Here is a 17,599-nt window from a genome sequence, read left to right as displayed (position 1 = left end):
TCGGAGCGTAGCCGCCGGTCCGGCATCGGGTGGACGTCAGGCCCGGATCACCCGCTCGGCCGCCGCACGCGCCGCTGCCGCCCAGGGTCGCGAGGGGTCGGCCTGCGCGCTCGCCATCGCGCCGTCGTAGAGCACGCAGAGCTGGAGCGCCGTGCCGCCCGGGTCGTCCACGCCTGCCTCGGCGAGGAGCGTCTCGAAGAGGGAGCGGACCCACGTGCGGTGCTCGAGCGTCACCTCGTGCGTGGGGTGCCCGGCGCCGTACTCCGCCTCGACGTTGATGAACGGGCAGCCCCGGTAGCCCGGGGCTACGAACCACTCCCCGAGCAGGTCGAACACCGCCAGGACGCGGTCGCGCGGCGTGCTCCCGCGCCCGGGGAGCTCGGCGGCGACGTGCTCCTGCCACGACCGGCTCCGTCCTTGCAGGTAGCCGAGCACGAGGTCGTCCTTCGTCCGGAAGTGCGTGTAGAGGCTCGCCTTCGAGATGTCCGCCTCGGCAGCGACCTGGTCCACCCCGACCGCGTGGATCCCCTGCTCGTAGAAGAGCCGGTCGGCCGTGGCGACCGCGCGCTCGTACGCGGGTCGGCGGCGGGTTCGGGAAGTCGACGTGTCGGACATGGTTTGACTTTACTGCACTGATCTGTACAGTTACCAGCGATTCAACCAAACCGATCTGTTCAGTTAGGACATCGACCATGACCACCACCGCCCTCGTCACCGGGTCCACCAGCGGCATCGGCCGCGCCACCGCCGAACGCCTCGCCGCGGAGGGGATTCACGTCGTCGTCTCCGGCCGGAACACCGAGCGGGGTGACGAGGTCGTGCGGGGGATCCGCGCTGCCGGCGGCACGGCCGACTTCGCCCGGGCAGACCTGCGGGACGCCACCAGCGCGAAGGAGCTCGCCGAGGCGGCACTCGCGATCGGGGGCGGCCGGGTCGACGTGCTCGTCAACAGCGCCGGGATCTTCCCCTTCGGCGCGACGGCTGACACCACCTCGGAAGGTTTCGACGAGGTCTACGACGTCAATGTGAAGGCGCCGTACTTCCTGGTCGCTGCTCTCGCTCCGGGCATGGCAGAGCGCGGCACGGGCGCCATCGTGAACGTCACGACGATGGTCGCCGAGTTCGGTGCGGCCGGCATGGGGCTGTACGGCTCGACGAAGGCGGCGCTCGTCCTGCTGACGAAGTCGTGGGCGGCTGAGTTCGGCCCCGCCGGCGTCCGCGTCAACGCCGTGAGCCCCGGTCCGACCCGCACCGAGGGCACGGCGGCGATGGGCGAGAGCCTCGACCAGCTCGCCGCTGCCGGTCCGGCCGGACGGCCGGGCACGGCCGGGGAGATCGCCGAGGCGATCGTCTTCCTCGCCACCGACGCGGCCTCCTTCGTGCACGGCGCGGTCCTGCCGGTGGACGGTGGCCGGATCGCGGTCTGACGCGACCCGCTGACGGACGGGAGGCGCGGTGTCAGCTCGCACCGCGCCTCCAGTCCTCCTGCGCCTCGTCCAGTCGCCACGAAGGACCCGGAGCAGGACAGCGTCTGGTCCGCGCCCTCGTCAGTCTGCGGCGCGGATGGGTTCACCGGTGTCCGGGTCCCAACCGACCACCCGCGGCTGCGCGACCCGGGCAGCAGGGCGCTGGCGTGGCGGGAAGTACCCGCGGGCAGCGGGCAGGTACGGCAAGAACGCGGCGACGGCACCCAGTACGCCGTTCGCGGTGGTGAGTCCGTACGGCGGCAGGAGGGCGCTGATGGCTCCGACCACACCGAGCACCGCCATCCAGAACCGTGCGCGTCCGGAGCCGCGGCCGACGCGCAGTGCACCGAACACGAACCAGCCGAGGATCGCCAGGCCGATGGCGACCGGCACGAGGCCCCAGGGGCCACCGGACGACACCGTTCCGGGCAGGTCCACGAGCCGTGTGACCAGGTCGCACGCGAACAGCACGAGCCACAGCACGACGGCAGCGGTCACGAGGACGGGGCGGGAGCGCGGGACACCGGTGGTCACGTGGTGATCCTAGGACCGGAGTTGCGCTGCGCACCACGCGTGGACGGTGCCGCTCGCACTACGATCGCGATGTGGACCCGAACGCGACCCCGCTCCGGAGCGGCCCTGCTGCGCCGACCCGGCTGACGGGCCAGCACGCCCTGCTGCTCGCGCTCGTGGCCATCGTGCAACTCGCGAGCAACGGTCTGTTCCCCGGCCTCGGGCTCGTGTTCCTCGCGCTGCTCGGGACGCCGTGGTTCCGTCGCCGGCCCGACCGGGTCGTACTGGTGCTCGGCGCTGCGCTGAGCCTCGCCCCCGTGGTGGTGATGCTGGTCGACCTCGTGTCCGGCGTCCAGGTCGGCGTCGAGTTCGGGTCGAGCCCCCGGTAACCGGAAGGGGTACGTCGGCGAGCCGGGGACACAGTCGCCGACCGGTAGAACGACGACATGACCACTTCTTCCCGCACCCCGCTCGGCGTGACACTCGTCGACGGCGGCGCGAACGTCGCTCTCTTCTCCAGCACCGCCGAGCGCGTCGAGTTCTGCCGGTTCGACGAGGACGGCACCGAACACCGCACCGAGCTCACGAACCGCACCGGCTACACCTTCCACGACGTCGTCCCGGACGTGACCGTGGGGACCCGCTACGGCTTCCGCGTCCACGGCGCATGGGACCCGGCGAAGGGCCTCCGCCACAACCCGGCGAAGCTGCTGCTCGACCCGTACGCCACCGCCGTCGACGGCACGTACGAGTGGGGCCAGGCGCTGTTCGGCCACGACATGCAGCACCCGGACCAGATCGACGAGACCGACTCGGCCGCTGCGATGCCGAAGTCCGTCGTCGCCGACCGCGACTTCGACTGGGGCGACGACGCGCGGCCCCGCACGGCCCTCGCCGACACGGTCGTGTACGAGGTCCACGTCAAGGGCTTCACGAAGCAGCACCCGGACGTGCCCGAGGAGATCCGCGGGACCTACGCCGGACTCGCGCACCCGGCGGCGATCAAGCACCTCACCGACCTCGGGGTGACCGCCGTCGAGCTGCTGCCGACGCACCAGTTCGTGCAGGACTCGACCCTCGCCGACAAGGGCCTCCGCAACTACTGGGGCTACAACAGCATCGGGTTCTTCGCCCCGCACGACGAGTACTCGTCGTCCGGCACCGCCGGCCAGCAGGTCGCCGAGTTCAAGGCGATGGTGCAGGCCCTGCACGCCGCCGGCCTCGAGGTCATCATGGACGTCGTCTACAACCACACGGCCGAGGGCAACCACATGGGCCCGACGCTCTCGTTCAAGGGCATCGACAACGAGTCGTACTACCGACTGGTCGAGGGCGACGAGGCGAACTACTTCGACACGACCGGCACGGGCAACAGCCTCAACGTGTCGCACCCCGCGGCGCTCGGCCTCGTCATGGACTCGCTCCGGTACTGGGTCGAGGAGATGCACGTCGACGGCTTCCGCTTCGACCTCGCGACGACGCTGACCCGTCAGGGCGGCGAGGCGGAGAAGCACTCGGCGTTCCTCGACATCATCCACCAGGACCCGGTGCTCCGCGAGGTGAAGATGATCGCCGAGCCGTGGGACACCGCCGGCTACCAGGTCGGCGGCTTCCCGGCGGACTGGTCGGAGTGGAACGGCAAGTACCGCGACGACCTGCGCGCGTTCTGGCGCGGCGACGCGGGCACCCTCGGTGACGCCGTGCAGCGCGTGCTCGGCAGCCCGGACGTCTACGAGGGCTCTCGGCGCTCCCCGCTGTGCTCGGTCGACTTCGTCACCGCCCACGACGGTTTCACCCTGGCGGACCTGACGATGTACGCCGAGAAGCACAACGAGGCGAACGGCGAGGACAACAACGACGGCGAGAGCGACAACACCTCGTTCAACGGCGGTGTCGAGGGCCCGACCGACGACGGCGTGGTGAACGACTACCGCAACCGGCAGCGCCGGAACTTCCTCGGCACGCTGCTGCTCTCGGCGGGCGTCCCGATGATCCTCGGCGGCGACGAGATCGCCCGGTCGCAGGGCGGCAACAACAACGCCTACTGCCAGGACGACGAGATCTCGTGGTTCGACTGGGCCGCGGCCGACCGGGACCTGCTGGCCTTCACGACCGAGGCGATCGCCTTCCGTCGGGAGCACGTGTCACTGCGTCCCGAGTGGTACCGCACGGCTCCCGGCGACTCGGAGTCCACGGTCGACGTACTCCGTGCCGACGCGAAGGGATTCGACGACGCCGACTGGGCGGACGGCGGCAACCGGGCGGTCATGCTCGTCCTGCAGCAGCGCGACGACGTCGTGGCGGTGTTGCTCAACGCCTCGGAGACCACCGTCGAGTTCACCCTGCCGGAGAAGCCGGGTGGCGGGCGCTGGTCCCTCGGGCTGTCGAGCGACCCGGACCAGGCCGTCGGCGACGACGCGGCGACGGTGCTGGTGCGCGACGCGTCGTTCACGGCGCTGGTCTGATCGCTCGGGCGACCATCTGACGGATGGGAGGCGCGGTGCCGGCTGGCACCGCGCCTCCCGTCATGCGGGAGCAGTGCGGTCGCGCCCGCTCACCGCTCCGGCAGGTACTCGTGCCGGAAGTCCGGCACGACGGCAGCGATGTGGTCGTAGTCGCGGTCAGCCGTGAGCACGATCGCCTCGTTCGCGATCGCGTACGCGGCAATCAGCGAGTCGACCGCTCCGGCGCCACGGACGTACCCGCCGTTCCACAGTGCGCTCTGCAGCGTGAGGACGTCGGCTGCGCTCGGGTGCTCCTCGGCGGGGAAGAACACCTCCATGTCGCGTCGGAACTCCGCGTGCTCAGCCGCATCGCGTGCGGAGAAGCAGTACTCGAGCACCTGCGGCGGGCACGTGAGGATGAGGTCCTGCGTCGACACCGCACGGAGTCGTGTCGCGATGGCGGGATGACGCCCGGCCTTCCACCACACCGAGTTGTCGACGATGTACGCGCTCACGCCTCGTCCGAGGGCACTCCCGGTGCGGAGTAGTGCTCGACGGGGGCACCCGTCTGTTCGTCGGTGAACGTCCGGCCCACGATCCGCTCGACGGCGTCGGGCTGGCGCCGCACCGCGATGAGCGTCTGCAGCGCGCGGTTCACGACGTCGCGGTTCGTGCGTGCGCCCGTGAGCTCCTTGGCGGTGTCGAGCACCGCCTGGTCGAGGTCGATCGTCGTGACGGTCATCGTGTCCGCTCCTTCCGTGCGTGCAGACCACGACTATACACCCGCTTATATAACGGACGGGAGGCGCGGTGCCGGCTGGCACCGCGCCTCCCGTCCGTCCGTGGGCCGGGTCCAGGGTGTCAGCCGCCGATGCGGATCAGCTTCTTGTTGACGAACTCGTCGGCCCCGAGCGGGCCGAGCTCGCGGCCGAAGCCGCTCGCCTTGACGCCGCCGAAGGGGAGCTCCGGGCTGTCCGCGCCGACGATGTTCACGTAGACCATCCCGGCCTCGATGCGATCGGCGACCCGCAGTGCCTGCTCGGCGTCGGTCGTGAAGAGGTACGAGCCGAGGCCGTACGGGGTGTCGTTCGCGATCGTGATCGCGGCGTCCTCGTCCTCGACCCGGTAGACGGCGGCGACGGGGCCGAAGAACTCCTCGCGGTACGCGTCGTTGTCGGGCGTGACGCCGGTCAGGATCGTCGGAGTGAACGCGTTCCCCTGACGCTGGCCGCCGGTGACGACGGTGGCGCCCTGGGCGGTCGCGGCCGCGAGCTGCTCCTGCAACCGGTCGGCTGCGGCGGGGGAGGACAGCGGACCGAGCTCGGCACCGGGCGTCGTCGGGTCGGTGGGCGAGACCGCGGCCATCGCGTCGGTGAACTTCGCCAGGAAGTCGTCGTGAAGGTGGTCGGCGACGAGGAAGCGCTTCGCGGCGTTGCAGACCTGGCCGTTGCCCTCGAGGCGGGTGGCGACGGCTGATTCAACCACGGCGTCGAGGTCGTCGGTCGACAGCAGGATGAACGGGTCCGAGCCGCCGAGCTCGAGGACGACCTTGGTGAGGTTGCGGCCGGCGATCTCGGCGACGGCGGCACCGGCGCGTGCGGAGCCGGTGAGGGAGACGCCCTGGACGCGCGGGTCGGCGATGACGTCGGCCGCCTGGTCGTTCGTGGCGAAGACGTTCGTGTACGCGCCCTCGGGGAAGCCCGCGTCGTGGAAGACCTGCTCGATCGCGAGTGCGGACTCCGGGCACTGCGGGGCGTGCTTGAGCAGGACGGTGTTGCCGATGACGAGGTTCGGACCGGCGAACCGGGCGATCTGGTACGCGGGGAAGTTCCACGGCATGATGCCGAGCAGGACGCCGATCGAGGACTTCCGGATGAACGCGCTGCCCTCGCTGCCGTCCGCCAGGGTGATCGGCTGGTCGGCGAGGAACTCCTCGGCGTGGTCGGCGTAGTAGTCGTAGATGTCGGCGCAGAAGTCGACCTCGCCCACGGCCTGGTCGATCGGCTTCGCCATCTCGCGGACGATCGTGGCGGCGAGGTCGTCCCGACGCTCCCGGTACAGCTCGGCGACGCGGTGCAGCAGCGCGGCGCGGTCGGCGACGGTACTCGTGCGCGACCACTGGGCGTGCGTGCGGTCGGCGGTGTCGATCGCCGCGCGGAGCTCCTCGTCGGTGATCGTCGGGAACGTGGCGAGGGTCTGGCCGGTGGCCGGGTCGGTGACCGCGTAGACGGTGGCCGTGTCGTTCATCGTGTCTCCTGTGTGGTTCAGACCTGGTCGGTCAGCTGCTTGTTGACGCCGGTGACGGGCTGGTTCTCGTCGAAGCCCTTCGGCTGGATCCGGAACCCCTTCGTGATCACCAGCAGGTACACGAAGCCGATCGCGGCCCAGACGCCGCCGGCGATGAGGGCGTCGGCGTGCAGCTGAGACCAGAGAACACCGGTCAGCAGCATCGCGACCCCGGGGAGGACGATGAAGGTGAACCGGTCGCGGGCGGTGTGCCGGCGGCCCTCGCGCCAGGCGAAGTGCACGATGACCGTCAGGTTGACGAACGTGAACGCGATGAGGGCGCCGAAGTTGATGTACGCCGAGATGGTGTCGAGCGAGAACGTCATCGCGAGGAGCGTGACCGCCCCGACGATGACGACGTTCGGGATGGGTGTGCGGGTCCTCGGGCTCACGTACCCGAAGACCTTCTTCGGCAGGACGTTGTTGCGGCCCATCACGAGCAGCATGCGGGCGACGCTGGCGTGCGAGGCCAGGCCCGAGGCGAGTGCGGCGACGAACCCGGCGGCGACGAGGATCGCCTGGAACACCTTGCCGCCGACGAGCAGCCCGATCTGGGGCAGCGGGTCGTCGGTGAACTCGCCGAACGGGGCGTTGGTCGGGAAGCGGAGCTGGGCGAAGTACGCCGAGACGAGGAAGATGAGCCCGCCGATGAGGACGGTCAGCAGGATCGCCTTCGGCATGATGCGGATGCTCTTCGCCTCCTCCGTGTACATCGTCACCGCGTCGAACCCGATGAACGAGAAGCACACGACGGTCGCGCCGGTGAGGAGCGCCGACATCGTCACGCCGTCGTGCACGAAGGGCTCGGCGCTGACCACCGTGCCGGCACCGGCACCCTCGACGAGTTCGATCACGGCGAAGACGACGAACGCGACCATCGCGAGGATCGCCCCGATGAGCAGGACCATGTTGAGGTTCGACGTCCCGCGCATCGACAGGCAGATCACCGTCGTGACGAACAGCGTGTAGACGACCACCGTCACCCACGCGGGCAGTGCCGGGAAGACCTGCTCGAGGTACAGACGGATGATGAGCGCGTTCACCATCGGCAGCAGCAGGTAGTCGAGCAGGGACGCCCAGCCGACCATGAAGCCGGCGTTCGGGTGGATCGACTCCCGCACGTACGTGTAGGCCGAACCCGCCGCCGGGTAGACGCGGACCATCTTCCCGTAGCTGATCGCCGTCAGGAGCATGATCACGAGGGCGATGAGGTACGCACTCGGCACGGCGCCGTTCGTCTCGCCGGCGACGATGCCGAAGGTGTCGAACACCACGGTCGGCGTCATGTACCCGAGGCCGAGTCCGACGATCGCCCACAGCCCGAGACTCCGCTTCAGGGACCCACCACGCGCGGTGCCGGGTGGGGCGGTGACGATGGTCGGTGACGCCATGGGGGTTCCCTCCTGCTCGCAGCCGGAGCTGCGGGGGCCGGGGTCCGCGCGGCGGTGCGCGGACCTGATCGGGTGGACCGATCCGCTGACGATACCGACGCCGCGGGCAGCGTCGGACCCGCCACGGAGTACACGATGCGACGCAGGGATGTACGCGGTGTCGCTTGCCGATCGGAGCCTGGGACCGGCCGGGAAGATGCTCAGCCACGGGGCCGGAACCGCGGGCGCACTCCCGGCACGGCTCCCTACGATCGGCTCGGCACGACCGGCACCGGGCCGGACGCCGACGGACGAGGACGACCGATGACACGGACACGAGGGTTGATCGCCGCGGGGCTGGTGGTCGGCCTCGCGCTCGGCGCGGCCGGTGGGTGGGGCGTCGCCCACGCGACCGGTGCGGGTGGGACGGGCTCCGCCGCTGCCGGGCGGGCCGTCGCTGCGGAGCCGAGCCGCGCCTCCACGGCCCGCGCGACGACCGTGCCGAGCGTCCGCCCCTCTGCGCACGCCCCGATCGCGACCGCGGCCGGCGGGATCCCCGCTGCCGAGACGCCCGGGTCCACTCCCGCGCCGGCGAGCGTCGACCTGGCGAGGACGTGGACCGCACCGGCCGACCTGCCGACGCAGGGGCGGCTGCTCCGGGTGACCATCCCGGCCACGCGATCGCACTTCGTCGCACGCCAGGCCCTGCTGTACCTGCCCCCGGCCGCGCTCACCGCCGACCCGCCGGCGCTGCCGGTCGACGTGCTCCTGTCCGGCCAGTCCCGCGGTGCCGGTCCCGAGGACGTGCAGACCGGCGGGGCGATCGAACAGACGATGGACGCGCTCGCGACCGTCGACCGTGGCCTCGCACCGATCGTGGTCGTCCCCGACCAGCTCGGCCCGCGGTCGGCGAACCCGATGTGCGTCGACGGGGCGCTCGGCAACAGCCGGACCTACCTCACCGAGGACGTCCCGGCGTGGGTGACGAGCCACCTGCGGGTGCAGACGGCGGCCTCCGCGTGGACCATCGGCGGGTTCTCGCAGGGTGGGACGTGCGCGATCCAGCTCGGGGCGGGGGACCCCTCGCGGTTCGGCAACCTCATCGACGTCTCCGGCGAGGACGGGCCCACGCTCGGCAGCGAGACGAAGACCGTCGACGAGGGGTTCGCCGGGAACCGGGCGGCGTGGGCGGCTGCGCAGCCGGCGGCGCTGCTGCGTGCCGGTGCGCCGTTCCGGGACTCGAACGCGTTCTTCGCGGCCGGGGCCCTCGACACCACCTACGGGCCCGTGATGCCCGTGATGGCCGAGCGGGCGCGGGCAGCGGGGATGCACGTCGCCACGTGGGTGGTGCCGGGTGGGCGGCACAGCTGGGTGACGGCGCGGGCGGCGCTCGCCGCGGGGCTCGACTGGTTGCAGCCGCGGGTGGGGCTCGGGGTGCCGGCGGCCTGACGTCTACTGCGCCGCGGGCTCCTGCTGCGTGATGCAGTGCAGCCCACCGCCCCGCGCGAACACCTCGCGCGCGTCGATCGTCCGCACCTCCCGCCCCGGGTACACGTCCGCGAGGATCCCCCGCGCCCGCTCGTCCGCCGCCGGCTCCCCGAAGCCGCACGCGATCACCGCGCCGTTCACCACCACGTGGTTCACGTAGTTCCAGTCGACGGGTCCGTCGGCGTCGGCGAGCGTCGCGGGTGCGGGCAACTCGACGATGGTGGCGTCCGTCGCCTCCTCGATCGCCCGTCGGACGATCGGCATCACGAGGTGGTCCGGGTGGCCGGGGTCCGGCTGGGCGTGCAGCAGGACGGTGTCCATCGCGGCGCCGGCGAAGGTCGCCACCATGTCGACGTGCCCCCGGGTGCCGAAGCCGTCGTAGTCGCGGGTGAGACCGCGGGGCAGCCAGACCACGTCGGTCGCGCCGATCGTCCGCGCCAGCTCCTGCTCCACCCGCGCGCGGTCGGCGTAGGGGTTCCGGCGGGGATCGAGCTGGACCGTCTCGGTGACGAGGACGCGCCCGGACCCGTCGACGTGGATCGCGCCGCCCTCGTTCACGAGCAGTGACGGGATCCGTTCCACGCCGGCGGCCGCGGCGACGGTGGCGGCGACCTCGGCGTCGCGCGTCCACGTCGACCACGGGTTCGCACCCCAGCCGTTGAAGACCCAGTCCACCGCGCCACGGGCCCCGGTCACGTCGTCGACCACGAACGTCGGACCGATGTCGCGCATCCAGAAGTCGTCGAGGGGCGCCTCGAGCACGTCCACGGCGCCGGACAGGAGGCGTCGGGCGTCGTCGCGCGCGACCGGGTCGACGACCACGGTGACGGCCTGGTACTCGCTGATCGCGTTCGCGGTCGCCGCCCAGACGGTACGCGCCGCCTCGGCGCTCGCCGGGTCGTCGCCGAGCGTCAGCCCGGGCCGCGGGAACGCCATCCAGGTGCGTTCCTGCGGGGCGGTCTCGGGAGGCATGGCCCACGTCATGCGCGCACCTCGCGTCCGGTGGGGGTCGCCGCCACGGCGATGGCCGCGTCGATCGCGTCGCGTGCGCCGTACGCGTGGCGTTCCTCGTCGACGGGGGCGACGAGCGTGCCGTACAGGTCCGGGCGGCGCGTGACGTAGAAGGGGAAGAGCCGGAGCCACTCCGTGCGGGCGTCGAGGTCGAGGTCCGCGACGAGCACGACACTCGCGTCCCGCGGTGCCTCGACGAGGACGCGGCCGAACGGGTCGGAGATGAACGAGGAGCCGTAGAAGGTGATGTCGCCCTCGTCGCCCCAGCGGTTCGGGACCACCATGAACTGCCCCGAGGTGATGCCGTTCGCCACGATGACCTGCCGCCAGATCGGCGCGGTGTCGAACGCGGGGAACGAGGGCTCGGACCCGATCGCCGTCGGGTACGCGAGGACCTCGCTGCCGGCGAGACCGTACGACCGCGCGACCTCGGGGAACCACTCGTCCCAGCAGGTCGGCAGGCCCACACGGGCGCCGAGTCCGGCCGGCTCGTACACCGGGAACGCGTCGGCGTCGGAACCTGGGCGGAAGTACGTGTCCTCGTAGTAGCCGGCGCTGATCGGGATGTGCGTCTTGCGCGTCCGTCCGACCAGCGTGCCGTCCGGGGCGACGAGGACGGCCGTGTTGTAGCCGCGCGGGTCATCGGGTCGGTCGTCGGCGGCCGGACGCTCGTACAGCGAGGCGTGCACGAACACCCCGTGCTCCGCCGCCTGGGCGCGGGCGAAGGCGACCGTCGGGCCGTCCTCGAGCGACTCGGCCGATTCCTTCGGTGTACCGGTCGCGGGGGTGTCGCCCGGGTAGCGCGAGAGCGTCAGTTCGGGGAGGAACACCGCGGTGGCACCGTTCGCCGCTGCCGTCGCGATGCCGTCCGCGAGCTGGGCACGGTGGGCAGCGGGATCCTCGAGCCACCGGGACTGCACGAGGCCGACGCGCACCCGGCGTCGGGGTCGGCCGTTGTCCTCGTGCAGGGGAGACGGCTGCGGTGTGCCGGTGATGACGTCCATGACGCCATTGTTGATCGCCCGATCAACGAGCGCAACCCCTCGAGGTGTTGTGTGGACGCATGAGCGAACCCATCGTCACGCCGCTCGGCTTCTCGCACGTCCGATTGACGGTCACCGACATCCGACGCAGCAAGGCCTTCTTCGAGCGGTTGTTCGGGATGCCGCCCGGCAGCGACTTCAGCGACCAGATCGACGACCCGACGATCCACGACGACCCGTGGCGGACCTACGGCGGGTGTTCCTTCACGTTCGGCGGCCAGACGCTGGGCCTGCGGCCGGTCGCGCCGGCGGGGGACCGGTTCGACGCCGACCGGGTCGGCCTCGACCACGTGTCGTTCCGGGTGGCCTCGGTCGACGAGCTGCACGCCGCGGTGGGCCGGCTCGACGCGGCGGGGATCGAGCACGGCGAGGTGACCGACTTGCCGCCGTTCGGGCTCGTGATCCTGTCCGTGCAGGACCCGGACGACGTCAACCTGGAGTTCGCGGCGCCCCGACCCTGACGGTCGTTCGGCGGGTGTGTCACGCCAAGAGGGGCTGTCCGCGCCGTCGCCGTCCTGGGAGCATCACGGCATGCTCGACAACCTGATGGGGACCGGGGCCTCCCTCTCCCTCGTCGCCCTGCTCGTCGCACTGGTGTGCCTGTGGGTGGCTGCGGTCCGGTCGATCCTCCGTGACCCGAACCTGTCCGACGAGGGCAAGGTCGGGTGGGTGATCGCGGTGTTCGTCGCACCGTTCCTCGGCGTGATCGCCTGGTACGCGACGCGGAGCTGGACCCGGTCGTGACTGTCCGGTCGGCGCGCGCGTCCCCCGGGCGTCGAGGTGACACCCGTGCCCCGGGCGTTGGCTGATCCGGTCAGACAACAGGAGGACACATGAGCAAGACCTGGTTCATCACCGGCGCGTCCAAGGGCTTCGGCCGCGAGTGGACGGAAGCGGCACTCGAGCGCGGGGACTCCGTCGCCGGGACCGCCCGCAACCCCGACGACGTGCACGACCTCGTCGACCAGTACCCGGACACGTTCCTCGCGCTGCAGCTCGACGTCACCGACCGTGCGGCCGACATCGCCGCGGTCCAGCGTGCCGCCGAGCACTTCGGCTCCCTCGACGTCGTCGTCAACAACGCCGGCTACGGCCACTTCGGCATGGTCGAGGAGCTCACCGAGGACGAGGTGCGCGCGCAGCTCGAGACGAACCTGTTCGGTGCGCTCTGGGTCACCCAGGCGGCGCTGCCGATCATGCGCGAGCAGGGGTCCGGACACATCATCCAGGTGTCGAGCATCGGCGGGATCAGTGCGTTCCCGACGGTCGGGGCGTACCACGCGTCGAAGTGGGCGCTCGAGGGGATCTCGCAGTCGCTGTCCCAGGAGGTCGGCGGGTTCGGCATCCACGTCACCCTCGTCGAGCCCGGTGGGTTCTCGACGGACTGGTCCGGTCCGTCCTCGAAGCACAGCGAGGAGATCGCCGCCTACGCCGATGTGCGTGAGGCCGCGTCCAAGCGCCCGTCCGCTGCCGATCCGGGCAAGCCGGAGGCGACCCGGGCGGCGATCCTCAAGGTCGTCGACGCGGACGAGCCGCCGCTGCGGGTGTTCTTCGGGAAGGCGCCGCTCGGCATCGCGGAGCGGGACTACGAGTCGCGGTTGGCGACCTGGCGCGAGTGGCAGCCGGTGGCCGAGGAGGCACACGGCGCCTGACGACCTCCGAGGTCAGGCGCGACCGACCGCCGAGCCGACCACGGCGAGCAGCCGGAGTCGCTCGGCGGTCTCGCTACCGGGTTCGGCGGTGTACACGAGCAGGTTCTGCGAGCTGTCGGGGTCCTGCAGCACCTGGCACTGCAGGGTGAGCAGCCCGACCTCCGGGTGGCGGTAGGTCTTCACGTCACGCGGGCGGATGCCGACCTCGTGGCGCGCCCAGACCTCGCGGAACTCCTCGCTCGTCGCGAGCAGCCGTTCGGCCAGGTGTGCGGCCCGGGAGTCGGGACCGCGGCGAGCGATGACGGTGCGGAGACCCGAGGCGTACATCCGGGACAGGAAGGGGTGGTCCTCGACCGGGTGGACGTCCCGGGACGCCGGGTCGGCGAACCACCGGTACCCGATGCTCCGGTCGTCGCCCCGTCGGCCGCTGGCGTCACCGGTGAGTTCGGCGGCGAGGGAGGTCTGCTGCAGCGTCTCGCCCAGCTCGGTGACGATCTCGGCCGGGCTGTCGGCGAGTCGGTCGAAGATGCGCATCATGCCGGGGCTGACGTGGTCGCCGCCGGACGCCGCGGTCGGGGGCTCGTGTCCGGCGAGGCGGAAGAGGTGGTCGCGCTCCGCGATCGTGAGGCGCAGGCCCTGCGCGATCGACGCGAGCATCTGGTCGGACGGCTGCGGTCCGCGCTCCCGCTCCAGCCGCGCGTAGTAGTCGACGGACATGTTGCTCAGCAGCGCCGCCTCCTCGCGCCGCAGCCCGCTCGTGCGACGGCGCTGGCCCCGGGGCAGGCCGACGTCCTCGGGCTGCAGGGCCGTCCGACGGCTGCGGAGGAAGTCCGCGAGGGACGCTCGGTCGATCATGCGCCCATCCTCTCCCGGGGCGTCGACCGCAGCCACGGATCGTCAGGCCGTGGTTGCGCGTCCACGACACGGCGACGATCGTCTCGGGTGCCGGATCGGGTGCTCACCACGACGGAAGAGGCGGACCATGGCACGGAACGAACGACTCACCCTCCCGGACCTCGGCGGGCGCCGGGTCCTGGTGACCGGAGCGAGCGACGGCATCGGACTGGAGATCGCCGCGCGCTTCGCCGGCGCCGGGGCGGAGGTGGTCGTGCCGGTGCGCAACCGCGACAAGGGAGCGGCGGCGGTCGCCCGGATCACCGCGCAGCACCCGGATGCATCCGTGCTGCTCGAGGACCTGGACCTGTCCTCGCTGGAGTCCGTGTCGACGCTCGGGGAGCGGATGCGGTCCGAGGGCACGCCGATCGACGTGTTCGGGGGGAACGCCGGCGTGATGAACCCGCCGGAGCGGCAGACGACCCGGGACGGCTTCGAGCTGCAGTTCGGCACGAACCACCTCGGGCACGTCGCACTCGTCGGCGCCCTGCTCCCCCTACTCCGTGCCGCGAACGGTCGGGTCGTGATGCAGTCGAGCGTGGCGGCGCAGCGTGCCTCGATCCGGTGGGACGACCTGCAGTCCGAGCGGGACTACGACGTCGCGCGGGCGTACGGGCAGTCGAAGCTCGCGTGCGCGCTCTTCGCCCTCGAGCTCGGTCGGAGGAGCCGGGCCGGTGGGTGGGGGATCACGAGTGCGGTCAGCCACCCCGGCGTCGCACCCACGAGCCTGCTCGCCGCACGCCCGGAGATCGGACGCTCGGGCGACACCGTGGCCGTCCGGCTGATCCGCTGGCTGTCGGCGCGCGGGCTCCTCGTCGGGACACCGGCCTCGGCGGCGGAGCCGGCCCTGCTCGCGGCGACCGACGCGGACCTCGACGGCGGTTTCGTCGGTCCGACCGGACCCGGGCAGCTCGGCGGACCGGCCGGCCGCCGGAAGCCGTGGGCGCCGTTGCTCCGTGACGACGACGCCGCTCGGCTCTGGGACGTGTCGGAGTCGCTCGTCGGAAGTGGGGTCAGCTGATGATGTTCACCGCGCGAGAGATCACGAGCGCCAGCAGGATGAACCCGCCGATCGACTGGTAGGCCATGATCATCTTCGCCCGGATGGTCATCGGCATCGTGTCCGTCGGGCTGAACGCCATCATGTTCGTCAGCGCGACGTAGAGGTAGTCGAGGTACACCGGCCGCCAGGCCGCCGTCTTCGGGTCGGTCTCCTGCGGGAACTGGAAGTCGGCGCGGTCGGTCCCCCACAGCCCCGGCTGTCGTCGGGCGACGGGGCCGCCCCGGTCGAGCTCCCAGTACACGAGCCCGAACGCGATGATGCTGCTCACCCAGACCTGCAGGGCGGTCAGGAGCACCGCGCCGCCGTCGGGGTGCCCGTGCAGCAGCTCGTCGATCGTGCGGACGACGGTCAGCTGGTTCGCGACCGTCAGCAGGACCGCGAGGCCCGTGGACAGCCACCGCGACCAGGTGGTCTCACGGGTCAGCCGCCGGGGGTTGAACACGATGAGCGGGGTGAGGAGCAGCACCCCGAGGAGCGGGACCACCCAGGACGGGAAGAACAGGACCTCGTCGGGCAGGAACAGGCTCAGCGCGAGGTTCACCAGCACGGCGACGGCGACCGGCCCGCGGTGCTCGTGCCGGGGTGTGGTCCGCGTCGTCGTCACGGCTCCGAGTGTGGCACTCGAACACCGTTCCGGGCCCGTGCGACCCGTGAGCGTCCGGTCAGTACGACACCCGTCGGGACCCGCTCAGCCGACGCGCACCGGCACCCGGTCGTCCTCGACCTCCGCCCGGATCACCGCGAGCGCGAACCCACGCCGGCCGCGGGTCGCCCACACCGCGACGATCGACGTCACCGCGAGCACGAACGCGAGGAACGCGGAGAACGGGACGTCCAGGGCGAGCAGTGCCGCCCACCCGCCGGAGCCGAGCGCCCAGCGCACCACGCGCCTCCCGGTCCCCGGTGTCGGCACCGGACGGAGCCGGACGACGTGCTCACCGAGGGTCCGGCCCGTCGCGAGCACGACCACGAGCTGTGCGAACGGGGCGACCAGTGCACCGGCGGTGATGAGCGTGCCGAGCACCGGCTCCTGGTCGTCCCGCCCAGCGATCGCCCACACCAGGGCGGTCCCGACGCTCAGCGTGCCGGACAGGAGCCAGATCGCCAGCGCGTCGGCGAGCATGCCGGAGAACCGTCGTGCCGCGGTGACCGGGCGCGGGGCGTCCGCGTCGGTGGTCCGCCCCGACCCGGCGAGCAGTCCCACGAGCGGGGCGAGGAGCGTGCCGACCACGGCGCCGGTCGTGTTCGCGAGCAGGTCGTCGACGTCGAAGAGACGGTACGAGCACGGGTAGAGGAACCAGTCGCCGGTGAGCTGCGTCGTCTCGATGAGCAGGGACACCACGAACCCGGCGCCGAGCCCGACGAGCAGGCCGGCGAACACGCGCCTCCGGGCGACCGCGTGCCGGGCGAGTGCACCGAGGGGCACGAAGAGCAGCACGTTGAACAGGACCTGCGCCGACGCCGGGTTGGACAGCAGCGACCGGGGTCCGGAGATCCCGCCCTCCTTCGCGACGTCCCCGAGGAACGCGAACGGCGTCAGCTGCGGCGAGGCCGCGTTCCGGCACATCGTCGCGACGTCGTCGGGCAGGGGCAGCAGCGTGTAGGTGACGAGCGCGAGGGCGTAGACGAGCGTGCCGAACGCGACGAGCGAGCGTCGGAAGCCGAGCTGCCCGTGACGGCGGTACTCCCACGCCGTCCACGGCACGAGCGCCCCGACGGCGAGGACGACCCCGACGACGAACGCGATCACGCCTGGCAGCACGGTTCCCATGCGGTCGACGGTACTGACCGCGCGGGCGCACGGAGCCGATGTCAACCGCTCGGAGGACCCGGGATCGATCCGTCGTCGCACGGGGTCGAGTCGCCCGGGGGACGATCCGCTGGCGCTCGCTGCGCAGGCTGGTGGCATGTCCGATTGCAACCGTCCCACCGTCCGTCTCCTCGCCGCCGCCGTGGTCGCTGGCTCCGTCGCGGTGCTCGCGACCGGGTGCAGCTTCGTCCAGCAGCAGACGGGCGATGCCTGGTCCGTGACCTACGAGGTCCGCGTCGACCAGCCGAGCGGGGCCGCCCTCACCGACGTGCGGTTCGAGGGCGCCGAGCGGCGCGGCGAAGCACCCGAGGTGCACCGGCTCGACGCGCAGGAGACCGGGTCCTCGGACGGCGACGGGTCGCGCTGGGAGCACGACGCGATCGTCCTCGCCGAACAGCGGGCCTCGGTGCGGGCGACGCCGGGCGCCGGGGCCACGGCGACGTGCCGGATCCTGCTCGACGGGAAGCGCGAGATCGCGAGCGAGACGTCGGCGCGGCCGGGCGACGCGGTGCGGTGCTCGGCGGACACCCCGGCCTTCGACTGACGGAGCGTCACGCCC

At 71.8% G+C, this 17,599-nt stretch carries 20 protein-coding genes; 9 read left to right on the top strand and 11 right to left on the bottom strand.

Annotated features, from left to right (window positions below):
* Positions 1 to 36 precede the first annotated feature (36 nt).
* On the bottom strand, positions 37 to 615 hold the full coding sequence (locus ACEN8D_RS11515) for a TetR/AcrR family transcriptional regulator (RefSeq protein WP_413398666.1): 579 nt from the start codon (positions 613 to 615) through the stop codon (positions 37 to 39).
* A gap of 77 nt (positions 616 to 692) precedes the next feature.
* Here ACEN8D_RS11515 and ACEN8D_RS11510 point away from each other — a divergent pair, with 77 nt between their 5' ends.
* Entirely contained in the window at positions 693 to 1,427 is a 735-nt protein-coding gene (locus ACEN8D_RS11510) for an SDR family NAD(P)-dependent oxidoreductase (RefSeq protein WP_413398667.1), read from the top strand.
* A gap of 120 nt (positions 1,428 to 1,547) precedes the next feature.
* Here the strand turns inward: ACEN8D_RS11510 and ACEN8D_RS11505 are convergent, their stop codons facing one another.
* Complete coding sequence (locus ACEN8D_RS11505; protein WP_309777674.1) at positions 1,548 to 2,000, bottom strand: hypothetical protein; 453 nt, start codon at positions 1,998 to 2,000, stop codon at positions 1,548 to 1,550.
* A 71-nt stretch (positions 2,001 to 2,071) separates the two neighbouring features.
* Here ACEN8D_RS11505 and ACEN8D_RS11500 point away from each other — a divergent pair, with 71 nt between their 5' ends.
* Both ACEN8D_RS11500 and glgX read left to right on the top strand, forming a co-directional pair.
* Positions 2,072 to 2,368 (top strand): hypothetical protein, encoded by a 297-nt coding sequence (locus ACEN8D_RS11500; protein ID WP_309777677.1) that lies wholly within the window; start codon positions 2,072 to 2,074, stop codon positions 2,366 to 2,368.
* Between the two features lie 57 nt (positions 2,369 to 2,425).
* Entirely contained in the window at positions 2,426 to 4,444 is a 2,019-nt protein-coding gene (gene glgX / locus ACEN8D_RS11495) for a glycogen debranching protein GlgX (RefSeq protein ID WP_413398668.1), read from the top strand.
* An 89-nt stretch (positions 4,445 to 4,533) separates the two neighbouring features.
* Here glgX and ACEN8D_RS11490 read toward each other — a convergent pair whose 3' ends face one another.
* From ACEN8D_RS11490 to ACEN8D_RS11475, 4 genes are all read right to left on the bottom strand, one after another.
* On the bottom strand, positions 4,534 to 4,938 hold the full coding sequence (locus ACEN8D_RS11490; protein ID WP_309777681.1) for a PIN domain-containing protein: 405 nt from the start codon (positions 4,936 to 4,938) through the stop codon (positions 4,534 to 4,536).
* Positions 4,935 to 5,165 (bottom strand): type II toxin-antitoxin system VapB family antitoxin, encoded by a 231-nt coding sequence (locus ACEN8D_RS11485; protein ID WP_261645853.1) that lies wholly within the window; start codon positions 5,163 to 5,165, stop codon positions 4,935 to 4,937. The genes ACEN8D_RS11490 and ACEN8D_RS11485 overlap by 4 nt, the downstream gene beginning before the upstream one ends.
* A 119-nt stretch (positions 5,166 to 5,284) precedes the next feature.
* A complete protein-coding gene (locus ACEN8D_RS11480; RefSeq protein ID WP_413399844.1) occupies positions 5,285 to 6,670 on the bottom strand; it encodes an NAD-dependent succinate-semialdehyde dehydrogenase in 1,386 nt (461 codons plus the stop codon).
* Between the two features lie 17 nt (positions 6,671 to 6,687).
* Positions 6,688 to 8,100 (bottom strand): APC family permease, encoded by a 1,413-nt coding sequence (locus ACEN8D_RS11475; protein WP_413399845.1) that lies wholly within the window; start codon positions 8,098 to 8,100, stop codon positions 6,688 to 6,690.
* A 303-nt stretch (positions 8,101 to 8,403) separates the two neighbouring features.
* Between ACEN8D_RS11475 and ACEN8D_RS11470 the strand changes: the two genes are divergently transcribed.
* Positions 8,404 to 9,528 carry an alpha/beta hydrolase gene (locus ACEN8D_RS11470; protein WP_495601016.1) on the top strand — a complete coding sequence of 375 codons (1,125 nt, stop codon included), beginning with the start codon at positions 8,404 to 8,406 and terminating at the stop codon, positions 9,526 to 9,528.
* A gap of 3 nt (positions 9,529 to 9,531) precedes the next feature.
* Here the strand turns inward: ACEN8D_RS11470 and ACEN8D_RS11465 are convergent, their stop codons facing one another.
* A complete protein-coding gene (locus ACEN8D_RS11465) occupies positions 9,532 to 10,551 on the bottom strand; it encodes an agmatine deiminase family protein (RefSeq protein WP_413398959.1) in 1,020 nt (339 codons plus the stop codon).
* Entirely contained in the window at positions 10,548 to 11,582 is a 1,035-nt protein-coding gene (locus ACEN8D_RS11460; RefSeq protein WP_413398960.1) for a nitrilase-related carbon-nitrogen hydrolase, read from the bottom strand. The genes ACEN8D_RS11465 and ACEN8D_RS11460 overlap by 4 nt, the downstream gene beginning before the upstream one ends.
* A gap of 59 nt (positions 11,583 to 11,641) precedes the next feature.
* On the opposite strand from ACEN8D_RS11460, the gene ACEN8D_RS11455 reads away from it, so the two are divergent.
* From ACEN8D_RS11455 to ACEN8D_RS11445, 3 genes are all read left to right on the top strand, one after another.
* The gene (locus tag ACEN8D_RS11455; protein WP_413398961.1) at positions 11,642 to 12,082 is read left to right on the top strand and encodes a VOC family protein; all 441 of its coding nucleotides are present in this window, start codon (positions 11,642 to 11,644) and stop codon (positions 12,080 to 12,082) included.
* 70 nt (positions 12,083 to 12,152) lie between these two features.
* Positions 12,153 to 12,365 (top strand): PLD nuclease N-terminal domain-containing protein, encoded by a 213-nt coding sequence (locus ACEN8D_RS11450; protein ID WP_413398962.1) that lies wholly within the window; start codon positions 12,153 to 12,155, stop codon positions 12,363 to 12,365.
* 89 nt (positions 12,366 to 12,454) lie between these two features.
* Positions 12,455 to 13,273: an SDR family oxidoreductase gene (locus ACEN8D_RS11445; protein WP_413398963.1), complete on the top strand. Its 819-nt coding sequence runs from the start codon at positions 12,455 to 12,457 to the stop codon at positions 13,271 to 13,273.
* Between the two features lie 12 nt (positions 13,274 to 13,285).
* On the opposite strand, the gene ACEN8D_RS11440 is transcribed toward ACEN8D_RS11445, so the two are convergent.
* Positions 13,286 to 14,128, bottom strand: coding sequence for a helix-turn-helix transcriptional regulator (locus ACEN8D_RS11440; RefSeq protein ID WP_071302268.1), 843 nt, complete (start codon positions 14,126 to 14,128; stop codon positions 13,286 to 13,288).
* 127 nt (positions 14,129 to 14,255) lie between these two features.
* On the opposite strand from ACEN8D_RS11440, the gene ACEN8D_RS11435 reads away from it, so the two are divergent.
* Entirely contained in the window at positions 14,256 to 15,188 is a 933-nt protein-coding gene (locus tag ACEN8D_RS11435) for an SDR family oxidoreductase (RefSeq protein ID WP_413398964.1), read from the top strand.
* On the opposite strand, the gene ACEN8D_RS11430 is transcribed toward ACEN8D_RS11435, so the two are convergent.
* Both ACEN8D_RS11430 and ACEN8D_RS11425 read right to left on the bottom strand, forming a co-directional pair.
* The gene (locus ACEN8D_RS11430) at positions 15,181 to 15,834 is read right to left on the bottom strand and encodes a hypothetical protein (protein WP_413398965.1); all 654 of its coding nucleotides are present in this window, start codon (positions 15,832 to 15,834) and stop codon (positions 15,181 to 15,183) included. The genes ACEN8D_RS11435 and ACEN8D_RS11430 overlap by 8 nt on opposite strands.
* Positions 15,835 to 15,918: 84 nt before the next feature.
* Positions 15,919 to 17,001: a VanZ family protein gene (locus tag ACEN8D_RS11425; protein WP_413398966.1), complete on the bottom strand. Its 1,083-nt coding sequence runs from the start codon at positions 16,999 to 17,001 to the stop codon at positions 15,919 to 15,921.
* Positions 17,002 to 17,137: 136 nt separating this feature from the next.
* On the opposite strand from ACEN8D_RS11425, the gene ACEN8D_RS11420 reads away from it, so the two are divergent.
* Positions 17,138 to 17,584 carry a hypothetical protein gene (locus tag ACEN8D_RS11420; RefSeq protein WP_413461273.1) on the top strand — a complete coding sequence of 149 codons (447 nt, stop codon included), beginning with the start codon at positions 17,138 to 17,140 and terminating at the stop codon, positions 17,582 to 17,584.
* Positions 17,585 to 17,599 lie beyond the last annotated feature (15 nt).

It is taken from the genome of Curtobacterium sp. Curtsp22 (assembly GCF_059492135.1).
This window is presented reverse-complemented; position numbering and strand designations above follow the sequence as displayed.

Bases quoted from the DNA above. Each gene is read 5' to 3' on its own strand.
- ACEN8D_RS11485 (WP_261645853.1), bottom strand. From the start codon at position 5,165: ATGACCGTCACGACGATCGACCTCGACCAGGCGGTGCTCGACACCGCC.
- ACEN8D_RS11425 (WP_413398966.1), bottom strand. From the start codon at position 17,001: ATGGGAACCGTGCTGCCAGGCGTGATCGCGTTCGTCGTCGGGGTCGTC.
- ACEN8D_RS11440 (WP_071302268.1), bottom strand. From the start codon at position 14,128: ATGATCGACCGAGCGTCCCTCGCGGACTTCCTCCGCAGCCGTCGGACG.
- ACEN8D_RS11450 (WP_413398962.1), top strand. From the start codon at position 12,153: ATGCTCGACAACCTGATGGGGACCGGGGCCTCCCTCTCCCTCGTCGCC.
- ACEN8D_RS11480 (WP_413399844.1), bottom strand. From the start codon at position 6,670: ATGAACGACACGGCCACCGTCTACGCGGTCACCGACCCGGCCACCGGC.
- ACEN8D_RS11435 (WP_413398964.1), top strand. From the start codon at position 14,256: ATGGCACGGAACGAACGACTCACCCTCCCGGACCTCGGCGGGCGCCGG.
- ACEN8D_RS11475 (WP_413399845.1), bottom strand. From the start codon at position 8,100: ATGGCGTCACCGACCATCGTCACCGCCCCACCCGGCACCGCGCGTGGT.
- ACEN8D_RS11455 (WP_413398961.1), top strand. From the start codon at position 11,642: ATGAGCGAACCCATCGTCACGCCGCTCGGCTTCTCGCACGTCCGATTG.
- ACEN8D_RS11420 (WP_413461273.1), top strand. From the start codon at position 17,138: ATGTCCGATTGCAACCGTCCCACCGTCCGTCTCCTCGCCGCCGCCGTG.
- ACEN8D_RS11510 (WP_413398667.1), top strand. From the start codon at position 693: ATGACCACCACCGCCCTCGTCACCGGGTCCACCAGCGGCATCGGCCGC.
- ACEN8D_RS11465 (WP_413398959.1), bottom strand. From the start codon at position 10,551: ATGACGTGGGCCATGCCTCCCGAGACCGCCCCGCAGGAACGCACCTGG.
- glgX (WP_413398668.1), top strand. From the start codon at position 2,426: ATGACCACTTCTTCCCGCACCCCGCTCGGCGTGACACTCGTCGACGGC.
- ACEN8D_RS11460 (WP_413398960.1), bottom strand. From the start codon at position 11,582: ATGGACGTCATCACCGGCACACCGCAGCCGTCTCCCCTGCACGAGGAC.
- ACEN8D_RS11470 (WP_495601016.1), top strand. From the start codon at position 8,404: ATGACACGGACACGAGGGTTGATCGCCGCGGGGCTGGTGGTCGGCCTC.
- ACEN8D_RS11515 (WP_413398666.1), bottom strand. From the start codon at position 615: ATGTCCGACACGTCGACTTCCCGAACCCGCCGCCGACCCGCGTACGAG.
- ACEN8D_RS11445 (WP_413398963.1), top strand. From the start codon at position 12,455: ATGAGCAAGACCTGGTTCATCACCGGCGCGTCCAAGGGCTTCGGCCGC.